This window comes from Prosthecobacter sp., from assembly GCF_020439865.1.
GTDB lineage: Bacteria > Verrucomicrobiota > Verrucomicrobiia > Verrucomicrobiales > Verrucomicrobiaceae > Prosthecobacter.
Genome location: NZ_JAGRPF010000135.1, coordinates 59404 through 76112, shown reverse-complemented (window position 1 = coordinate 76112; position 16709 = coordinate 59404). Strand labels below are relative to the sequence as shown.

Below are 16709 nucleotides of genomic sequence, written 5' to 3'. Positions count from 1 at the left end.
TGGCGCAGGTCGGCCGGGATGCAAGACTTTGGCTGACCAGCGGAATACCGGCAAGCCTGCCACCGTATGCTTCAGACCATGCGTCCTGGCCTGTTTCCCTTCGTTCTGGTGCTCCCGTGGCTGCCTCTTTCCGCCCTGGACTTCCCCGCCACACCCGCCGTCGAGCCGAAGGACGCCGCGAAGACCTTCCACGTGCTTGACGGCTTCAAGATGCAGCTCATCGCTGCGGAGCCGCTCGTCACCGATCCCGTCGCCATCACCTACGACGCCGATGGCCGCGCCTACGTGTGCGAGATGAACGACTACCCCTACACCGACAAGGCGCAGCACAAGCCGAGTCAGGAAAACCCCACCGACCAGGCCATCGGCAAAGTGCGCCTGCTCACCGATACCGATGGCGACGGCACCTTCGACAAGGCCACCGTCTTCGCCGACGGCCTGTCGTGGCCCACCGGTGCCGCGTGCTGGAAAGGCGGCATCTTCGTCACCGCCACGCCGGACGTTTGGTATCTCAAGGACACGAATGACGACGGCGTGGCCGATGTGCGGCAAAAGGTCTTCACCGGCTTCAAAAAGCTCAACGTGCAGGCCGTCATGAACAACCCCATCTGGGGTCTCGACCACCGCATCTATGTCGCGGGCGGCTCGAACGGTGGCGAAATCCAACGCGTGCCCGGCAGCGAGAGCGTCATGCCACTGCCGAAGGACTTCAAACCGCTCCCCATCAAGCGAAACGACTTCTCCTTCGATCCCAGCACTGGCGATGTGCGCCTCGAAAGCGGCGGCGCACGTTTCGGCAACACTTTCGATGATTGGGGCAACCGCTTCCTCTGCAACATCCGCAATCCCTGCCAGCACGTCGTCCTGCCGTATCGCTACCTCGCGCGGAATCCGTATCTCGTCGTCCCCAGCGCCCTGAACGACTGCGCCGAGGCGGGCGACCAGCTCCCCGTCTATCGCACCAGCCCGCCCGAGCCCTGGCGCGAGTTCCGTGCGAAGCGCTGGGTACAGGAAGGCAGCCACCTGCCGAAAAGCGAACTCGTCGGCGCAGGCGTCGTCACCTCATCGAGCGGCATCACCGTCTATCGCGGCGATGCCTATCCGAAAGAATATCGCGACTTCGCCTTCGTCGCCGACGTGGCCGGCAATCTCTTCTACCGCATGAAGCTTGTGCCCGACGGCGTCACCTTCAAAGCCGTGCAGGTCGATGGAACGAAAAACTTCTGCACCAGCGACGACCTCTGGTTCCGCCCCGTCAATTTCGTCAACGCCCCCGACGGCTGCCTCCACGTCTGCGACATGTATCGCGAAGTCATTGAGCACCCCTGGAGCATCCCCGACGACATCCACGCCGCCGTCGATCTCCTCCGCGGCCGCGACAAAGGCCGCATCTTCCGCCTCGCGCCGAAGAACTGGCAACGAGCGAAGGGCGAAGAGCGGAGAGTGACCTTGTCGAACGCGAGCACCACCGACCTCGTCGCCCTCCTCGACCACCCCAACGCCTGGCACCGCGAAACCGCACAGCGCTTGCTGTTTGAGCGGCAGGACAAAACCGCCGTGGAGCCGCTGCGGGCGATGGTGAAGAGCGGGAGGACGGAACAAGGTCGAACTACCGCGCTTTGGTCTCTGGTCTCGGCATCAAGCACCGGTAATGGAAACTTGTCTCAAGCCACATTCGACACGCTTCGTGATACGCTCGATTCAGACGACGGCAAACTCGTCGCGCAAGCAGCAATCATCGTAGGAGAAGTTAAATCTCTCGTCTCTCCAACCCAATCTTCGGTTCTCCTGCTCCAGCAGGGCAAGTTGTTCGAAAAACAGACCAACCTTGGTGCAGGTGCGCTTGCAGCAGTTTTCTCGTTGGGAGAAGCATCGGACTCTCAGATCGCCGAACTCGCTCCCGGGCTTCTCCGCATAGGATCGAGGGATTCGTGGCTCGCTCCAGTGGCCATTAATGTCTGCTTGCGCGCCGGTGTGACTAGACTCGCAACCACGACATTCAGTCCTCGAAATGAGGACACCCGAAGAACAGCGCTTTTGTTTCCTCAAATCGTGGAAGCTGCCGTGCAGTCTCCTGACTCAAAAACCGCGGCTGAAACGATCGAACTGCCGCTGGTGCTGGAAAGGGTTGAACGAGACATGTCCGACTATCCAGTTTTTCCTGCTGGATTCCCAGAAATGGCTGTGCCTTCTGTTTCCATGGGTGCGATGAAGAAGGGGCGCAAGTTGGCGGATTTACCTCTCAGTCAGGCTTGCATCACGTGGTGGAACAAGCGCATCGACACGATGCTGGAACAAGTTGGCCGGAATCATGAATCGCTTGATGAGAACAAGATCGCTTTGGCAGCATTGGCTCCACTTGATCGCTTCGCGCCACTGCTACTACATGCTCTAGCCCCAAGCACACCCAGTGAAGTTCAACTCGCCGCACTCGAGGCCCTCGGCAGCTACCGCGAGCCCGTCGTCGCCGACATGATCATTGATTCTTGGCCGAAGATGACGCCTGTGTTGCGTGACAAGGCCACCACGATGCTGCTCTCGCGGACGGATCGCACTGCGAAGCTGCTGGATGCCATCGAGGCGAAGAAGATCACGCCCGCACAGCTCAGCGTCGCCGCGAAGGCGACGCTCGGACGGCAGAAAACACCCGCGCTGGCCGAGCGTATCGCCAAACTCATCGGCGATGGCTCGTCGTCGAACCGGAAGGAGGTCATCGCCAAATATGCCCCGGTCATGACTTTGACCGGCGATGTCGCACGCGGCGCCAAAATCTATGAAACGGCCTGCATGGTCTGCCACAAATTCGCAGACAAGGGCAACGATGTCGGCCCGCACCTCGGGACGATTAAGGCGTGGACTGCCGAGCAGCTCGTCACGAACATCCTCGATCCGAATCGTGAGGTCTCGCCGAACTTCGCGCTCTACATCATCGAAACAAACGACGGTCGCACTTTGAGCGGACTCATCGCCAGCGAGACCGCCGGCAATCTCACCCTCAAGCGTGCCGACGGCGGCACGGACACGGTTTTGCGCAGCGAGATCAAATCCCTCACCAGCCCCGGCATCTCCCTCATGCCCGAAGGCCTCGAAGCCGCCATCACCCCGCAGCAGATGGCGGACTTGATCGCCTACCTGAAGACGCCATGAAATCGATCACGCCACGATCGGCGTGATCACGTCGCCATACACGTCCGTGAGGCGGAAGTCGCGACCGGCATAGCGGTAGGTCAGCTCTTCGTGCTGAATGCCGAGCAGGTGTAGGATCGTGGCATGCAGGTCGTGAACGCTGGTGGGATTGTCCTGAGCAGCGAAGCCGAACTCGTCCGTGCTGCCGTGGATCGTGCCACCTTTGATGCCGCCGCCGGCCATCCAGACGCTGAAGCCGTAGTGATTGTGATCGCGACCCAGCTTCGACTTGCCGCCCGCGAGTTCCACCGTCGGCGTGCGGCCAAATTCGCCGCCCCAGATGACCAGCGTGTCCTCCAGCATGCCACGCTGCTTCAGATCGCTCAAAAGCGCTGCGATGGGCTGGTCGATGTCGTTTGCGAGCTTGCGATGGTTCGTCTCGATGTTGTCGTGATTGTCCCATGGCTGTCCCGCGCCATGCCAGAGCTGCACCATGCGCACGCCGCGCTCGAGCAGACGACGCGCGATGAGTGTCTGCCGCGCATGAACGCCGTCGCCGTACATTTTGCGAATGTGCGCCGGCTCCTGGGTCACATCAAACGCGTCCGCCGCCTCCATCTGCATGCGAAAGGCGAGCTCGAAGCTCTGAATGCGTGCCTCCAGCCGCAGATCACTGCGCTCGGCGCGATGCGCGGCATTGATTCGCCGCAGCAGCTCAAGCTGGCGAAGCTGCACGTTCGTGTCTGCATGCGGACTGCGGATGTTTTCGATCAAACGGTCCACCGCCTCATGCTTCGAATCGACATAGGTGCCCTGAAACGCGCCCGGAAGGAACGCCGCCTGCCAGTTCTCCGCGCCTTTGATCGGCATGCCGCCGGGACACATCGCGATGAAGCCCGGCAGGTTCGCGTTCTCGCTGCCGAGACCATACGTCAACCACGCGCCCATGCTCGGCCGCGGCTGGATGGAGTCGCCGCAGTTCATGAGCATCAGCGACGGCTCATGGTTGGGCACCTGCGCCTGCATCGAGCGGATTACGGCGATGTCGTCGATGTGCGCCGCCGTTTTTGCGAACAACTCGCTCACCTCGATGCCGCTCTGTCCGTAGCGCTGGAACTTGAACGGCGAAGGGAACGCCGCGCCCGTCTTCCGCTCTGTGATGCGATGGCTCGGCACCGGCTTGCCCGCATAGCGCATCAGCGCCGGCTTCGGATCAAAGGTGTCCACATGCGACGGCCCGCCATTGAGGAAGAAGTGAATCACGCGTTTCGCCTTCGGGGCGTAATGCGGCTTCGAGGCCAGCAGCGTGTCGCCCAATCCCAGCATGGCCATCCCCATGCCGGAACGGCGGAGAAAATCACGGCGGGAGAGTTGAGGGGGCATGATGGAAATACGGGGTGTTCGGAAGCATGCTTGCTGGCACCTCCGATCCACGCATGGAAACCCGTATGAAGACACGAGGACCTACGCAAGTTGCCTCCAGGCTTAGTCTGATACGCTTGCACTCAGCCTCAATGTGGCCACCATCGCGCGTCATGAGGTCCGACATCCGATTCTTGGCGACAATGATTTTCACGATGGCTGGCGCAATGGCGCTCGGGGCGGACCCGATTGTTTCCAATGTCCGTGCGGCGCAGCGGGCGGGAACGAAGCTGGTGGATGTGTATTATGATCTAAGCGGGACCTCCGGACTGGCCACCGTGCAGGTGGCGGCCTCGGCCGATGGTGGCGTAAACTTCAATGTCCCTGCCACCAGCCTAAGCGGAGCCGTAGGGAACGGGGTGGGCATGGGGCTGAACAAGCACGTGGTATGGAATGCCGGGGCGGACTGGGACGGGCAGTACTCACAGGCAGTACGGTTTCGTATCACAGCCAGCGCACCTGCAGCACCGGATGAGTTGGAGTTCATCCCGGCGGGCTGGTTCACCATGGGCCGCACGAGCGGTGACACGTACTATGATCAGCCGCCAGTATCCGTGTATGTCAGCGCTTTTTACATGGCGAAGTATGAGGTGACGAAGGATCTGTGGGATGAAGTGCGGACCTGGGGACTCGTGAATGGCTACACAGACTTGGCATCTGGAGCCGGTAAGGCGGGAAATCATCCCGTGCATTCGATTAACTGGTATGACATAGTGAAGTGGTGTAACGCAAGGAGTCAAAAAGATGGTCTGACGCCCTGCTACACCGTTTCAGGCGTAACCTATAAGACGGGTGCGGGCACGAGCGACACGGTGGCCTGCAATTGGGCTGCGGGTGGTTACCGCCTGCCGACGGAGGCGGAGTGGGAGAAGGCGGCGCGCGGTGGACAGAGCGGGCTGCGTTTCCCGTGGGGGGACACAATTTCACACAGCCAAGCGAATTACTGGAGCTTAGGCGGCGGCGCTGGTAGCTACGACCTCGGTCCGACAAGTGGCTACCACCCCAGCTATAATGACGGAATACAACCTTACACTTCTCCCGTGGGCAGTTTCGCGGCCAACGGTTACGGACTCCACGACATGACGGGGAATATTCGGGAGCGGTGCTGGGATTGGTATTCCGATGTTTACTATCGAAATGGGGCGATTAACCCTCGTGGGCCTCCTCCCCCAGGGCCAGCGTCGAGCGCAGCCGACGAGAGGATTGTCCGGGGCGGAGGATGGGTGGCGATTCCTTCTGATTGCCGTTCCGCTAGTCGCGACCTCTCCAAGCCGTCAACAGTTGACAGAGGCCTAGGGTTCCGCCCTGCCCGCATTTCAACCCCATGATCAACACGAGCAGAATGAGCGGAACAGCCAGATCGGAAGGTGACGGCTGAAGAAATTGTGAAGCACGAACACAGATGACAGAAATATGAAGAGTCCAAAGATCCAGCAAGCTGCACGTGCGGTGCATCCCCCGTGTGTTGCTCATGCAGATGCGTTTTTAAGGAGCGCCATGAGCATGCTCAAACGAGGATACAGCATCGAGCAGCATTTTAGCCACTCCGCCTTTGTCCGGGTTTTCCTGCTGGTAGTCTTGACTCTAATTTTACTCGCTGATGCCAACGCCAACTCTGGGTATTCGTCCAGCATCACCGTTGACACTCGAGGAACTGGTAATGTAACCGTGACAGGCCGGGTGCTGGAAGCCTCGGGTTTCACGCCCTTGTTCGGTGCCACGGTGACTCTGGCGGGAGCGACGGCCACGAGCAACGGCCAGGGGATCTTCACGCTCGCGAATGTCGATCTGACGGCGGGTACCACCCTGACCGCCAGCGCGACGGGTTATGCCTCCCAGCCCGTGCAGGTCCAGGTGGGCGTGGGTCAGCATTCGGTGGATGTGGGAAACATCCCGCTCTCCCCAGTGGGCACCGGTCCCGTGGTCGAATGGGTGAAGCTGGACCCGGATGGCTGCTTTTTGCCGGGCTGGGGTGTGGAGTTCAAAGCCAAGGCGCGTGTGAACTGGAACGGCTTCATCCCGCAATATGTCGAATTTTTTGCCAACGGCACCCGCAGCCACTCCAACACAGGTGATGGCCCTGAATACGAGGCGACTTTCTCCGTGGACCAGCATTTCAGCCCGACGCTCCAAAAGCGTGCGAATGCCATCTCCGTGGTGGCCTACGGCCTGCCGCCAGGGTCGGGCACGACGCCCCAGGCTTCCACGCCTTGTCTGGTGGATGTGGCGGTGATCCCGTTGCCCAATGCCCTGAGGGCTTACCTGACAGGTGCCAACAAATCATCTGAGGGACTCTCTTTGAAGCTCAAATTCGCCTTTCCTCAAAACAAGCCAGCAGGCGCGTTCACCCTGCCGGTTTTGGGCACCATGGGTGGAGAAGTCAGCGTGGCAGGACAGTTTTCCTACCATATAAGAACCCGTCAGTGGGAAATGGAAATTGGCAGTGAGTTCGAGGGTGAGTCCAGCAAATACTCAGCTTTCAAGCTCCAGTTGGGACCGATGGATGACATTAGTGCGGAGATCAAAGGCAAGGGCAAGGGCACGGCCTCAATCAGCCATGGCATTGATTTCTCCGGCTTCGAAGTAGGTGCCGCATTGGCCTTGAGCGGCAAGCACAAAATCGCCGATTTTACTCCCTTCTCACTCCTTGGACCTGTGGTTCATTTGGTGACCGACCGGGTCAAATGGGCCAAGAAGAAACTCAAGGCAGTCACGGTCCAGATATGGTTCAAACCGGGCCTCAATGGCGAATTGGAGATGGAGGCCTATCCTGATTTTGGAGTAACGAGCTTTGAACTGACGGGTACAGGCGCGGTGGAAGCAGAGTATGAAAGCAAAAAGTTTCGGATTTATGTGGGTGGTGAACCGCGCATCAAGTTTGGGATACCCGGCGAGTTTTTCAAAGAGCTGCGAGTCAAAGCCTATGCGGGGATCGAAGTGTCTCTGTGGGTTTTCGATTTTGAAACGGAGTATGTGTTTATCGAATTTCCCAATGATTCAGCGAGTAGCATGAACGCTCAGGCGGCACCGCCCGCTGAAGAAGTCGGTGTGCTGGCAGCGACCTCGAATGCAACCGCAGGATGGCGGCCGATGGTGCGCCCCTGGAGGCAGGTGGGTGAGGAGAAGTTCATGGCAGCGCCACCTGAGGCACCGCCATCAGAGACGAATGAACCAGGAGAAGCCTCGTCAGGCTTGGACGCTTTCATCCGCATGGGACAGTCCGTGAGTGAGGAGAACAGCGCGCCCGAGGGCGGCGGGGTGGCGGCGATGATGATCCCGAGTGATCCCGAAACGCCGGTGGAGGCGACCTTTCCGCTGCTGGAGAATGTCTTTCCCAAGTCGGAACCGGCTTTGGCTGGCCGTGGGAATGAGTTGATGCTGCTCTATGTGCGGGACACGGGAGCGGCCAGCACGGTGCAGTTCACCGAGGTGGCCTTTTCTCGGTTTGACGGTGTCATGTGGTCGGCACCTGAATCAATTTCCAGCGACCCTCGAGGACAGTTCGATCCTCAGGTCGCCTATGATGGGGATGGAAATGCGATGGCTGTCTTTGCGAGAGTCAAAGATGCCGGGTTCGCGGGTGTGGAGCCGGAGGATATGTCGGCGCAGATGGAAATCGTATGGAGCCGCTGGGATAACGCTACTGCTACATGGTCAACGCCAGAGGCGCTGACGGACAACGCGTTCCTGGATTTCAAACCACAATTGTCGGGACCGCTGGCGGATGGTGACCTGCTGCTGACCTGGAACCAAAACGAAGCCAATGAAACGGATGGCACGGGAGCGCCGGGAGCAGTGACGAACATGCGGGTGATGACCCGGCGCTGGGACCGGGCCACGCAGACATGGTCGGCAGCCGAGGTGCTGGTGACCGACCTGACCGGTGAGCTTTCGGAGAGCCTGGCGGCGGCGGGTGACAAGGGCGTCTATGCCTGGACCCTGGACATGGATGATGAGGCAGAGGGCTACGAAGCGGCAGAGGTTTTTTACCGGCTATACAATGCCACCACCGGCATATGGGGGGCAGCGACGCGCCACACGACCGATGCGGTGCCTGACCGCAACGCTCGCGTGGTGCTGGATGCGGCAGGGAATGTGTATGCCGTCTGGTCACGCAATGATGATCTGGTGATGGATGTGAATTTCGCCGGAACTCCGACCGTGGTGCGGACTGGCTCGACGGACATGGGTTTCGAGGATTTCGCGGCCACCATCGGTCCTGCCGGGAATCTGGCGCTGATCTGGCAGGAGATGACGGAGCACGGCGCAGACGCTCACTACCGGGTGTATGATCCCGCCTCAGGCACCTGGGGACAGGACTCTTTTCTCTCCCAAGACTCCGACTTGGAGCGTTCCTTTGCGCCGGTGTGGGATGCGGCGGGGAATCTGACGCTGGCCTACAACAACGTGCAGATCACCAAGGTCACGAAGAACGTGGTCGTGGAGGGCGGAGGCGTGATCGAGGTGGAAGGTGTGCCGCAGCCTGGACAGGTGGATCTGATGCTGGCGAAGCGTGCGCTTGTGCGAGACTTGGTAGCTGTCCCAGAAGGTCTGACTGCAGATGGCACCACCTTCCTTCCCGGCGATGCACTGACACTGAAGGCGCGGGTGAAAAACTCAGGCAATCTGGCGGTCTCGAACGTGGAAGTGGCCTTCTATGACGGGGATCCGGACAATGGAGGAACCTTGATTGGAGCCGAGATAATACCTGGCTGGTTGGAAGCTGCGGCGGAAACCGAGGTGACGCTAAACTGGACCGTGCCTCAACCTGAACAGGCGCGGACAATTCATCTCAAGATTGATCCTGCCTCATTGGTGTCGGAGTCGGATGAAACTAACAACACTCTAGCCCTGCCCATCAACGGGGTGGATCTTGCTCTCGAATATCAGTCGGGCTCGGTGCTGCGGGATGGCTCGGCGCGGGTCGTGGTCAAAGTGCGGAATCTCTCCGCCCCGGAATCTCCCGTGACCACGCTGCGGCTGAAAGCAGCGGATGGCGGTGCGACGCTGGCGGAGACGAGCGTGAGCCAACTGGCACCGGGGCAGTCGGTGGACATTCCCTTTGACCTGATCGCAGGCACGCACCCTGAAGGAGATCGGGCATATCTGCTGGTCATTGATGAAGAGGATTTCGCGAGTGACATCGATCTGGAGAACAACGAATCGCCATTTGCGCTAAACCTTTGGATTGATGACGATGGTGACGGTATCCCGAGGTGGTGGGAGCAATCCCACGGCATGAGTGATTCGAATCCCGCCAATGCAACTTTGGATGCGGATGGGGATGGCTTTGATGCGTTGGCTGAATTTCTCTCGGGCACAGACCCGAACAACAACCAATCAAAACTTGGCGTTGGTCAGTTCAACACTAGCACGAGCGCTGAAACTGGAATCTCAACCAGCGCCATCTCCTGGGCCCCAGTGGTCGGACGGCTCTATCGGGTGGAACGATCCTTCGACCTAAGCGCGTGGCAAATCGTGGCGGATGATGTCGAACCTACTCCCCCTCAGAACTCCGTCACTGATGCAACGACGCCTCCGGGTGGCCGTGTGTTTTACCGAGTGGTGGTGAAGTGAACTGTTGTGGACCTCATATTCGCCAATGCAGGCACTCAATCCACAAACATGAACTCGTTCGAGAGCATGAGCACCTGAGCGAGCTGTTCCCAGGCATTCAGGCTCACTTTGGGCTGTTCGCCGAAATCTTTTCGCGCATCCCACACCTCGGCGACACTGTCGCCGCCGGAACCAGCGATGGCCGTGCTCGCGCTGATCTGCGGCGACCACTGGAATTGATCACTGTTCAGCGCGACGTCGATGTCGACGATGAAGTCGAGCGCGTCACCGGCTTTGCACGAGATGGCCGCAAGGCTGAGGTCGGCTGTGGAGGCATGCACTTTCGTGCTGAGCAGTTTGCCGAGCCGTGAATGACTGACGAAGGCGCGGATGCCGTCGCCGGGCTTCGGGTCGTGGATCAGGGTGGAACGCAGATCGTAGCTTCCATCCGCAGGCGCGATCCAGCGACGCACGACGGCGTGCTTGCGGTCATTTCCCGGGTGTCCGCCATCAGCCGTGAGTTGGGCCCAGCCAAGCTTTGCATTCGGCCAGTCCACATCGCCCTGCCACGCGTGACCGTTAAAGTGCGGCAGCGGCTGGAATTGCTTCACGCGTCCAGTGTTCTCATCCCATTCACCAAAACCGTATTGCCAGACCTTGGAATGATCTGATCCGGCGAGGACAGGTTCGGGGTTGATGCTCACGAATGCCAATGCTGAGGCTGCTTCATCGCTGGTGGGTTTGCGCTGAAACAGCCGGTCATACAGGAAACGAATTCGCGCCTCGTCGGTGCTCTGTGTTTGAGCGTTTTTCACCAGCGCCTTGGCTTGTTGCACCACAAACGGATGATTCATGCCGAAAAGCGCCTGCTGTGGCACCGTGGTCTCGGCGCGTTGCGGAATGGAGAGATCGGGGTTTGCGAAATCGAACGTGCGCATGACCGCGGGAAGGTTCTCACGATCTACGAACGCGTAGAGCGTGCGGCGTGTGTTGCTGGAAGCGAACAACGGTTCGGGTCGCCCTCCGGCACGCAAATTCAACCGCCCTGCGCTGGCGAGCCACGTGTCGCGTGCTTCTTCAAAGCTGAGACGATGCGGAGTGAAGCGGGCGAGGAACTTGTTGTCGGGATCGCGTGGGTCGTTCGCCTGGCTGCTCTGCTGATAGGTCTGCGACAGCATGATGAGCCGATGCATGTGCTTGATGCTCCAGCCGCTGCGGATGAACTCGGTGGCGAGCCAGTCGAGGAGTTCAGGATGACTCGGCAGTGTTCCTTGCTTGCCGAAGTCGCTCGGTGTGCTGACCAGACCACGACCGAAGTGATGCTGCCAGATACGGTTCACCATCACACGGGCGGTGAGCGGATTGTTGGGAGCGCTGATCGCCTGCGCGAGCTCCAGGCGACCGCTGCCGATCTTGAAGGGCTGCTGATCGCCGAACAGGCTCAGGAAATGACGCGGAACCTCGTCTCCCTTGGTGAGTGGATTGCCACGCGTGAACACACGCGGCGTGCTCGGTGTGGCGCGATCCACCAAGATCGTCGCATGAGTCGGCGCTGTGGTGTTTTTGATGAGGAACCGGTCAACCTCGGCCTGCGACTTCCACAACTCGGTGGTGACGCCATTCGGGAAGTACATCTCGTTGTTCGCGATGTGTTCGTCGGGAACAAAGGCGGGCGAGTCGGGACGCTTGAGAAGTTCGTCGGTGATTTTGACCCCCGGATGCTTTTCCAGCCAGGCCTTCCAACGATGCACGATGAAAGGATTGAGATCCTTCTCGTCGAGAAGCTGGCCGAAGACTTCCTCTGGGTATTTATCGAGCTCATTCTGTGCCGCGATGTAGTCGGCGGCCCTCGCACGCGTGCGTGCCATTTGCTCCTCGCGACGTTTCGTCATCAAATCGCGATTTTTCTTCACCAGCGCCGCGAGTTCGGCGTCTTCGCTGTCCGTGCAAGGCACAAGCGCCTCCGCACAACTCTGGAAGACGCCGTAGAGCGCGTAGTAGTCGCGCGTCGGAATGGGATCGAATTTGTGATCGTGGCAGCGAGCGCAGGCGACGGTGAGCCCGAGCGTGCCACGGGTGACGACATCGATGCGGTCGTCGATGATGTCATGGGTCACACCGAGAAAACGTCGTCCGAGAGTAAGGAAGCCCATCGCCGCGAGGTCGGGCGACTTCGGCGGCACGACCTGATCCGCGGCGATCTGCAGGAGCAGGAATCGATCGTAGGGCATGTCGTTGTTCAGAGCACTCACGACCCAGTCGCGATACGGCGTCGCGTGGACCCAGTTCTTCTCCTCGCGGGCATAGACGTAGCCCTTGGTGTCCGAATAGCGCGCCACATCCAGCCAGTGGCGGGCCCATTGTTCACCGTAGTGCGGCGAGGCGAGAAGGGAGTCTACAAGGTTGGCGTAGGCTAGGTCAGACAGGTCGGACGTGTCGGACACGTCCAACGGAGGGAGGCCGGTGAGGTCGAAGTGCGCACGGCGGATCAAGGTGCGAGCGTCTGCACGTGGTGCAGGCTTCAGACCATGCTGCGAGAGCGTTTTCTTGATGTAGGCATCGATATCCTGCTCTTTCCCGGGCTTCAGCGGCTGAAAAGCCCAGTGCTCCGCCGAGAGGAGACTCGTGGAGAGCAGGAGCGCACCGAGGTGGATGAGGCGGCTGGACACAGCGGGATCAATACGGCCCGGCCGTGCATGATCCTTCCCCGGCGAAGATTTGAGCCAAGAGCGCATCGACAGCGGCGGTTTGCCCGTTTATCTCGGAGCATGTTCACAGGTCTTGTTGAAACCACCGGCACGGTCCTTTCGCTGGAGCCACGCGGCGAAAGCGCGCGGCTGACGTTGAAGGTCGGCGCGATGGCGGCCGAACTGGTCGATGGCGAAAGCTTGGCGGTGAACGGCTGCTGTTTGACGGTGACGACCAAAGATGCCGCCGCGCAGACGGCGTGCTTTGATCTGCTGATGCAAACGCTGAAGGTGACAAGTCTCGGTGATCTGAAACCCGGTTCCCTGGTAAATCTGGAACGCGCCATGGCGATGGGCGCGCGGTTTGGCGGCCACTTCGTGCAAGGGCACGTGGATGCGACGGTGAAGGTGCTCGACTGGAGCGAGCACGGACAGGATCATCGGCTGGAGGTGGAAATTCCGGCGGAGCAGCGTGGCCTGATCATTCCGAAGGGCTCGATCTGCCTCGACGGCATCTCCTTGACCGCCGCTGAAGTAACGGAGAGCACCGTCGTCTGCTGGATCATCCCGCACACGTTCCAACTGACGAACCTGCACACGAAGAAACCGGGCGACCGGCTGAACGTGGAGTTCGACATGCTTGGCAAATATGTGCGCGAGTTGATGCGGGCGATGAAGTGAGCGTCCACAAGGCCGGACAGGCCGTTTCCTTCCTCAGATGCCTGTTCTCGAAGTCAAATCCCTCACCAAGTCCTACGCGGAGCGCCCGATCCTGCGGGGTGTGTCGTTCAAACTGGAACAAGGTGAGCGCGTTGCTCTGCTGGGACCGTCGGGCAGCGGCAAGACGACGGTTTTAAATTGTGTCGGCGGCGTGGACCGGGCAGACAGCGGCAGCGTGACGATCACGGGCCATGTGCTCGGTGATTTGAGCGTAGATGAGCTCGCGCATCTGCGGCGCAGGCATATCGGCACCGTGTTTCAGTTCTACCATCTGCTGCCGACGCTGAGCGCGGCGGAAAACATCGAACTGCCGCTGCAACTGCTCGGCGTGGCGTCGGGCGAGCGGGAAAAGCGCGTGCGTGAACTGTTGGAGCGCGTGGGCATTTCGCACCGGGCTGCGGCGCTGCCGGGGCAGCTTTCAGGCGGAGAGATGCAGCGCGTGGCGATCGCGCGGGCGGTGGTGCATCGGCCCGCGTTGATTTTGGCCGATGAGCCGACCGGCAGTCTCGATTCGGTCACGGGAACCCAGGTGCTCGATCTGCTGGCGGAGATCGTGCGCGAAACGAACGCGGCCATGCTGCTGGTGACGCACAGCCCGGAGGCGGTGAAGAACTGCGAGCGCGTACTGCGCATGCAGGACGGTGAAATCGTGGAGGGCGCATGAGCACGGTGCTGCTCATCTTGAAGCGCTGCGCCTTGCGTCATTGGCGGCTGGCCTTGCGGCAGCAGATCGCGCTGATGCTGATCCTGGCGCTGGGATCGAGCGTATATCTGGCGGTGCGTCTGGCGAGCAATGCGGCACTGTCGGGCTTCGAGACGTTCACAGACGGCATCACCCGACAGCCGGACTGGACGGTGCGAGCGGTGAGCGGATCTTTACATGAAAAAGATCTTCGTGAGATGCGCGAAGTGCTGTCGCATCGTCCCGTCACTTTGCTGCCGGCGGTGGAGGAAACGGTGACGCCCGCCGCAGACGCTGGGAATGGTGAAATTGGATCGCGTCCGACGTGGCGGCTCCTGGGTGTGGATTTCGTAGCGCTGCTGAATCTGCGTGGCGAGGCACCTGCAGGACTCGGGGCTAATATGCAGGCCGTGCGCTCCGGCGTTTATGTGAGTCCCCAGCTCGGTGTGAAGGAGGAACAGGAACTGAAGCTGATCGTCGATGATCGCGTGATCGCGCTGAAGGTGGCTGGTGTGGTGCCGGAGACACCGGGAGTGCCTGCTTTGCCAAAACACCTGTTGTTGATGGACTTGCCGGAGGCTCAAACGCTGCTGATGAGAGGTGGCAAGGTGGATCGAGTCGAAGTTCTGGCGCAGGACAGCGAGTTGTTTCCGAATCTCCGCGAAGAAACCGGCGAATTGCTCAGATCGCGCTGGCGGGTGACTGGCGGGGCAAACCGGAGGCAGCTTGCAGGCACAATGACGCAGGCCTTTCGATTGAACCTGACAATCCTTTCGTTGCTGGCGTTGCTGGTGGGAGGATATCTCATTTTCCAGGCGCTGGATGGTGTGGTGCTGCGACGACGCGAAGAGATTGGCATCTTGAAGTCGCTGGGTGTGACGGACCGGGAGATTCAACTGGCATTCCTGATCGAAGCAGCGCTGCTCGGGTTGTGCGGCGGCGCGCTGGGTGTGTTCCTCGGCTGGCTCGGTGCCCAAGGTGCGGTCGGCGGGGTGACGAAGACGATGAATGCGCTGTATGGGGCGACGAGTGAGCAACAGGCGACGCTGAGCGCAGGCGAAGCGGCGCTGGCGCTGTCCATTTCAATCGTGGCGAGTTTGATCGCCGCATGGTGGCCGGCGAGAATGGCGGCACGCACGCCTCCAGCGCACATGCTCGGACGACACGCGACGCCGTTCGAAGGTGGAACGGTGTGGCGCGTGGAGTGGACCGGCTGGGCGCTGATGCTGGCGGCGCTGATGCTGGTGCAACTGCCGGTGCTGCGGTTTGAAAGCGGCACACGGCTGCCATTGGCGGGTTACGCGGCGGCGTTGTTCTGGCTGGTGGGTGCGGGACTGGCAGCGGGATCGATGCTGCGGTTCATCGCGAGGAGGAAGGTGCTCTCGGCGGTCTGGCGCGTCGCGCTTTCCCATCTGAGGCGGCCGACAGTGCGGCATCGCTTTGCCGTGGCGGCACTCGCGAGCGCGGTGGCGATGACGACGGGCATGACGGTCATGGTGGCGAGTTTTGACCACACGATGCGCGGCTGGATCGACCGCACGATGAAGGCGGACATCTATATCAGCAGTGCAGGCGCTCAAAGCGCTTCGTCCACGCATTCGATCTCGACGAAGACGGTGGCGGAACTCGTGCAGGATTCGGCGGTGGCGGAACTGGCATACGTGCAGGCGCGGACGATGCTTTGGAACGGCGGTGAAGTGCTCGTGCTCGGAACGAACGCGGCGTTCGCCCAAAAGCACGAGTTGTATGCATGGGTGGAGACGCCGAAAAAAAATGAATGGTGGAAGGCCGACGATGGAATCACACCGGCCATCATCAGCGAGAGCTGGAGCGAACGATTCGGAACTCGCGTGGGGGATGCGATCGAGCTCGCAGGACATCAGGTCCGCGTGGTCGCGATGAATGCCGAGTATGGCAACGAGCGTGGATCGCTCGCGCTGCCGGCGGAGGCGTTTCGCGAGTGGTTCGACTCGGACGAGGCCTGGCGGGTGGCGATCATGCTCAAGCCGGGAATCGATGCGGAATCGGTGCGGGATCGCATTCAGCGTGCGCAGCCGGGCCTGAGCGTGTTCACCAATGCGCATCTTCGCAGCGAAGCGCTGCGCATTTTCCGACAGACGTTTTCTGTGACGCATGCACTGGAGGTCATCGGCGTGGTCGTGGCCGTGGCCGGCCTAGGCCTAGCTTTGACGAGCCTGCTGCTGGAGAGGCGACCGGAGCTGGCCACGCTGCGCTCGCTGGGAATGACGCGCAGCGAAATGGCACGATCAGCGGCGCTGGAAGGTCTCGGCGTGGCATGCTCGGGCGCGCTCACCGGCATCGCAGCCGGTTTGTGGCTGGGGTGGCTGCTGGTGTATCGCATCAACAAGCAGTGCTTTGGCTGGACGCTTCAATTTCACGCGGTGTGGTGGCATCTGGTGGCGTTGGGTGTCGCCGTAATTGCGGTCGGCGTGCTGGTGGCCGCCTTGGTCGGACGATGGGCGACGATGCTGCCGGCAGAACACACGGAGGAATGA

Annotated in this window: 8 protein-coding genes; 6 read left to right on the top strand and 2 right to left on the bottom strand. The window is 60.6% G+C overall.

The window, feature by feature from the left end:
* Positions 1 to 78 precede the first annotated feature (78 nt).
* On the top strand, positions 79 to 3147 hold the full coding sequence (locus KDL09_RS16035) for a PVC-type heme-binding CxxCH protein (RefSeq protein WP_294387214.1): 3069 nt from the start codon (positions 79 to 81) through the stop codon (positions 3145 to 3147).
* A 6-nt stretch (positions 3148 to 3153) separates the two neighbouring features.
* On the opposite strand, the gene KDL09_RS16030 is transcribed toward KDL09_RS16035, so the two are convergent.
* Positions 3154 to 4509: a DUF1501 domain-containing protein gene (locus KDL09_RS16030; RefSeq protein WP_294387209.1), complete on the bottom strand. Its 1356-nt coding sequence runs from the start codon at positions 4507 to 4509 to the stop codon at positions 3154 to 3156.
* 152 nt (positions 4510 to 4661) lie between these two features.
* Here KDL09_RS16030 and KDL09_RS16025 point away from each other — a divergent pair, with 152 nt between their 5' ends.
* Positions 4662 to 5876 (top strand): SUMF1/EgtB/PvdO family nonheme iron enzyme, encoded by a 1215-nt coding sequence (locus KDL09_RS16025; RefSeq protein WP_294387207.1) that lies wholly within the window; start codon positions 4662 to 4664, stop codon positions 5874 to 5876.
* Between the two features lie 826 nt (positions 5877 to 6702).
* Positions 6703 to 10125: a CARDB domain-containing protein gene (locus KDL09_RS16020; RefSeq protein ID WP_294387203.1), complete on the top strand. Its 3423-nt coding sequence runs from the start codon at positions 6703 to 6705 to the stop codon at positions 10123 to 10125.
* A gap of 35 nt (positions 10126 to 10160) precedes the next feature.
* On the opposite strand, the gene KDL09_RS16015 is transcribed toward KDL09_RS16020, so the two are convergent.
* A complete protein-coding gene (locus tag KDL09_RS16015; protein WP_294387201.1) occupies positions 10161 to 12773 on the bottom strand; it encodes a DUF1549 and DUF1553 domain-containing protein in 2613 nt (870 codons plus the stop codon).
* Positions 12774 to 12872: 99 nt separating this feature from the next.
* On the opposite strand from KDL09_RS16015, the gene KDL09_RS16010 reads away from it, so the two are divergent.
* From KDL09_RS16010 to KDL09_RS16000, 3 genes are read left to right on the top strand one after another with little or no spacing between them, the layout of a single operon-like run.
* The gene (locus KDL09_RS16010; RefSeq protein WP_294387198.1) at positions 12873 to 13472 is read left to right on the top strand and encodes a riboflavin synthase; all 600 of its coding nucleotides are present in this window, start codon (positions 12873 to 12875) and stop codon (positions 13470 to 13472) included.
* Positions 13473 to 13509: 37 nt separating this feature from the next.
* On the top strand, positions 13510 to 14175 hold the full coding sequence (locus tag KDL09_RS16005; protein ID WP_294387195.1) for an ABC transporter ATP-binding protein: 666 nt from the start codon (positions 13510 to 13512) through the stop codon (positions 14173 to 14175).
* A complete protein-coding gene (locus KDL09_RS16000; RefSeq protein WP_294387192.1) occupies positions 14172 to 16709 on the top strand; it encodes an FtsX-like permease family protein in 2538 nt (845 codons plus the stop codon). The genes KDL09_RS16005 and KDL09_RS16000 overlap by 4 nt, the downstream gene beginning before the upstream one ends.

Bases quoted from the DNA above. Each gene is read 5' to 3' on its own strand.
- KDL09_RS16035 (WP_294387214.1), top strand. From the start codon at position 79: ATGCGTCCTGGCCTGTTTCCCTTCGTTCTGGTGCTCCCGTGGCTGCCT.
- KDL09_RS16030 (WP_294387209.1), bottom strand. From the start codon at position 4,509: ATGCCCCCTCAACTCTCCCGCCGTGATTTTCTCCGCCGTTCCGGCATG.
- KDL09_RS16025 (WP_294387207.1), top strand. From the start codon at position 4,662: ATGAGGTCCGACATCCGATTCTTGGCGACAATGATTTTCACGATGGCT.
- KDL09_RS16010 (WP_294387198.1), top strand. From the start codon at position 12,873: ATGTTCACAGGTCTTGTTGAAACCACCGGCACGGTCCTTTCGCTGGAG.
- KDL09_RS16005 (WP_294387195.1), top strand. From the start codon at position 13,510: ATGCCTGTTCTCGAAGTCAAATCCCTCACCAAGTCCTACGCGGAGCGC.
- KDL09_RS16000 (WP_294387192.1), top strand. From the start codon at position 14,172: ATGAGCACGGTGCTGCTCATCTTGAAGCGCTGCGCCTTGCGTCATTGG.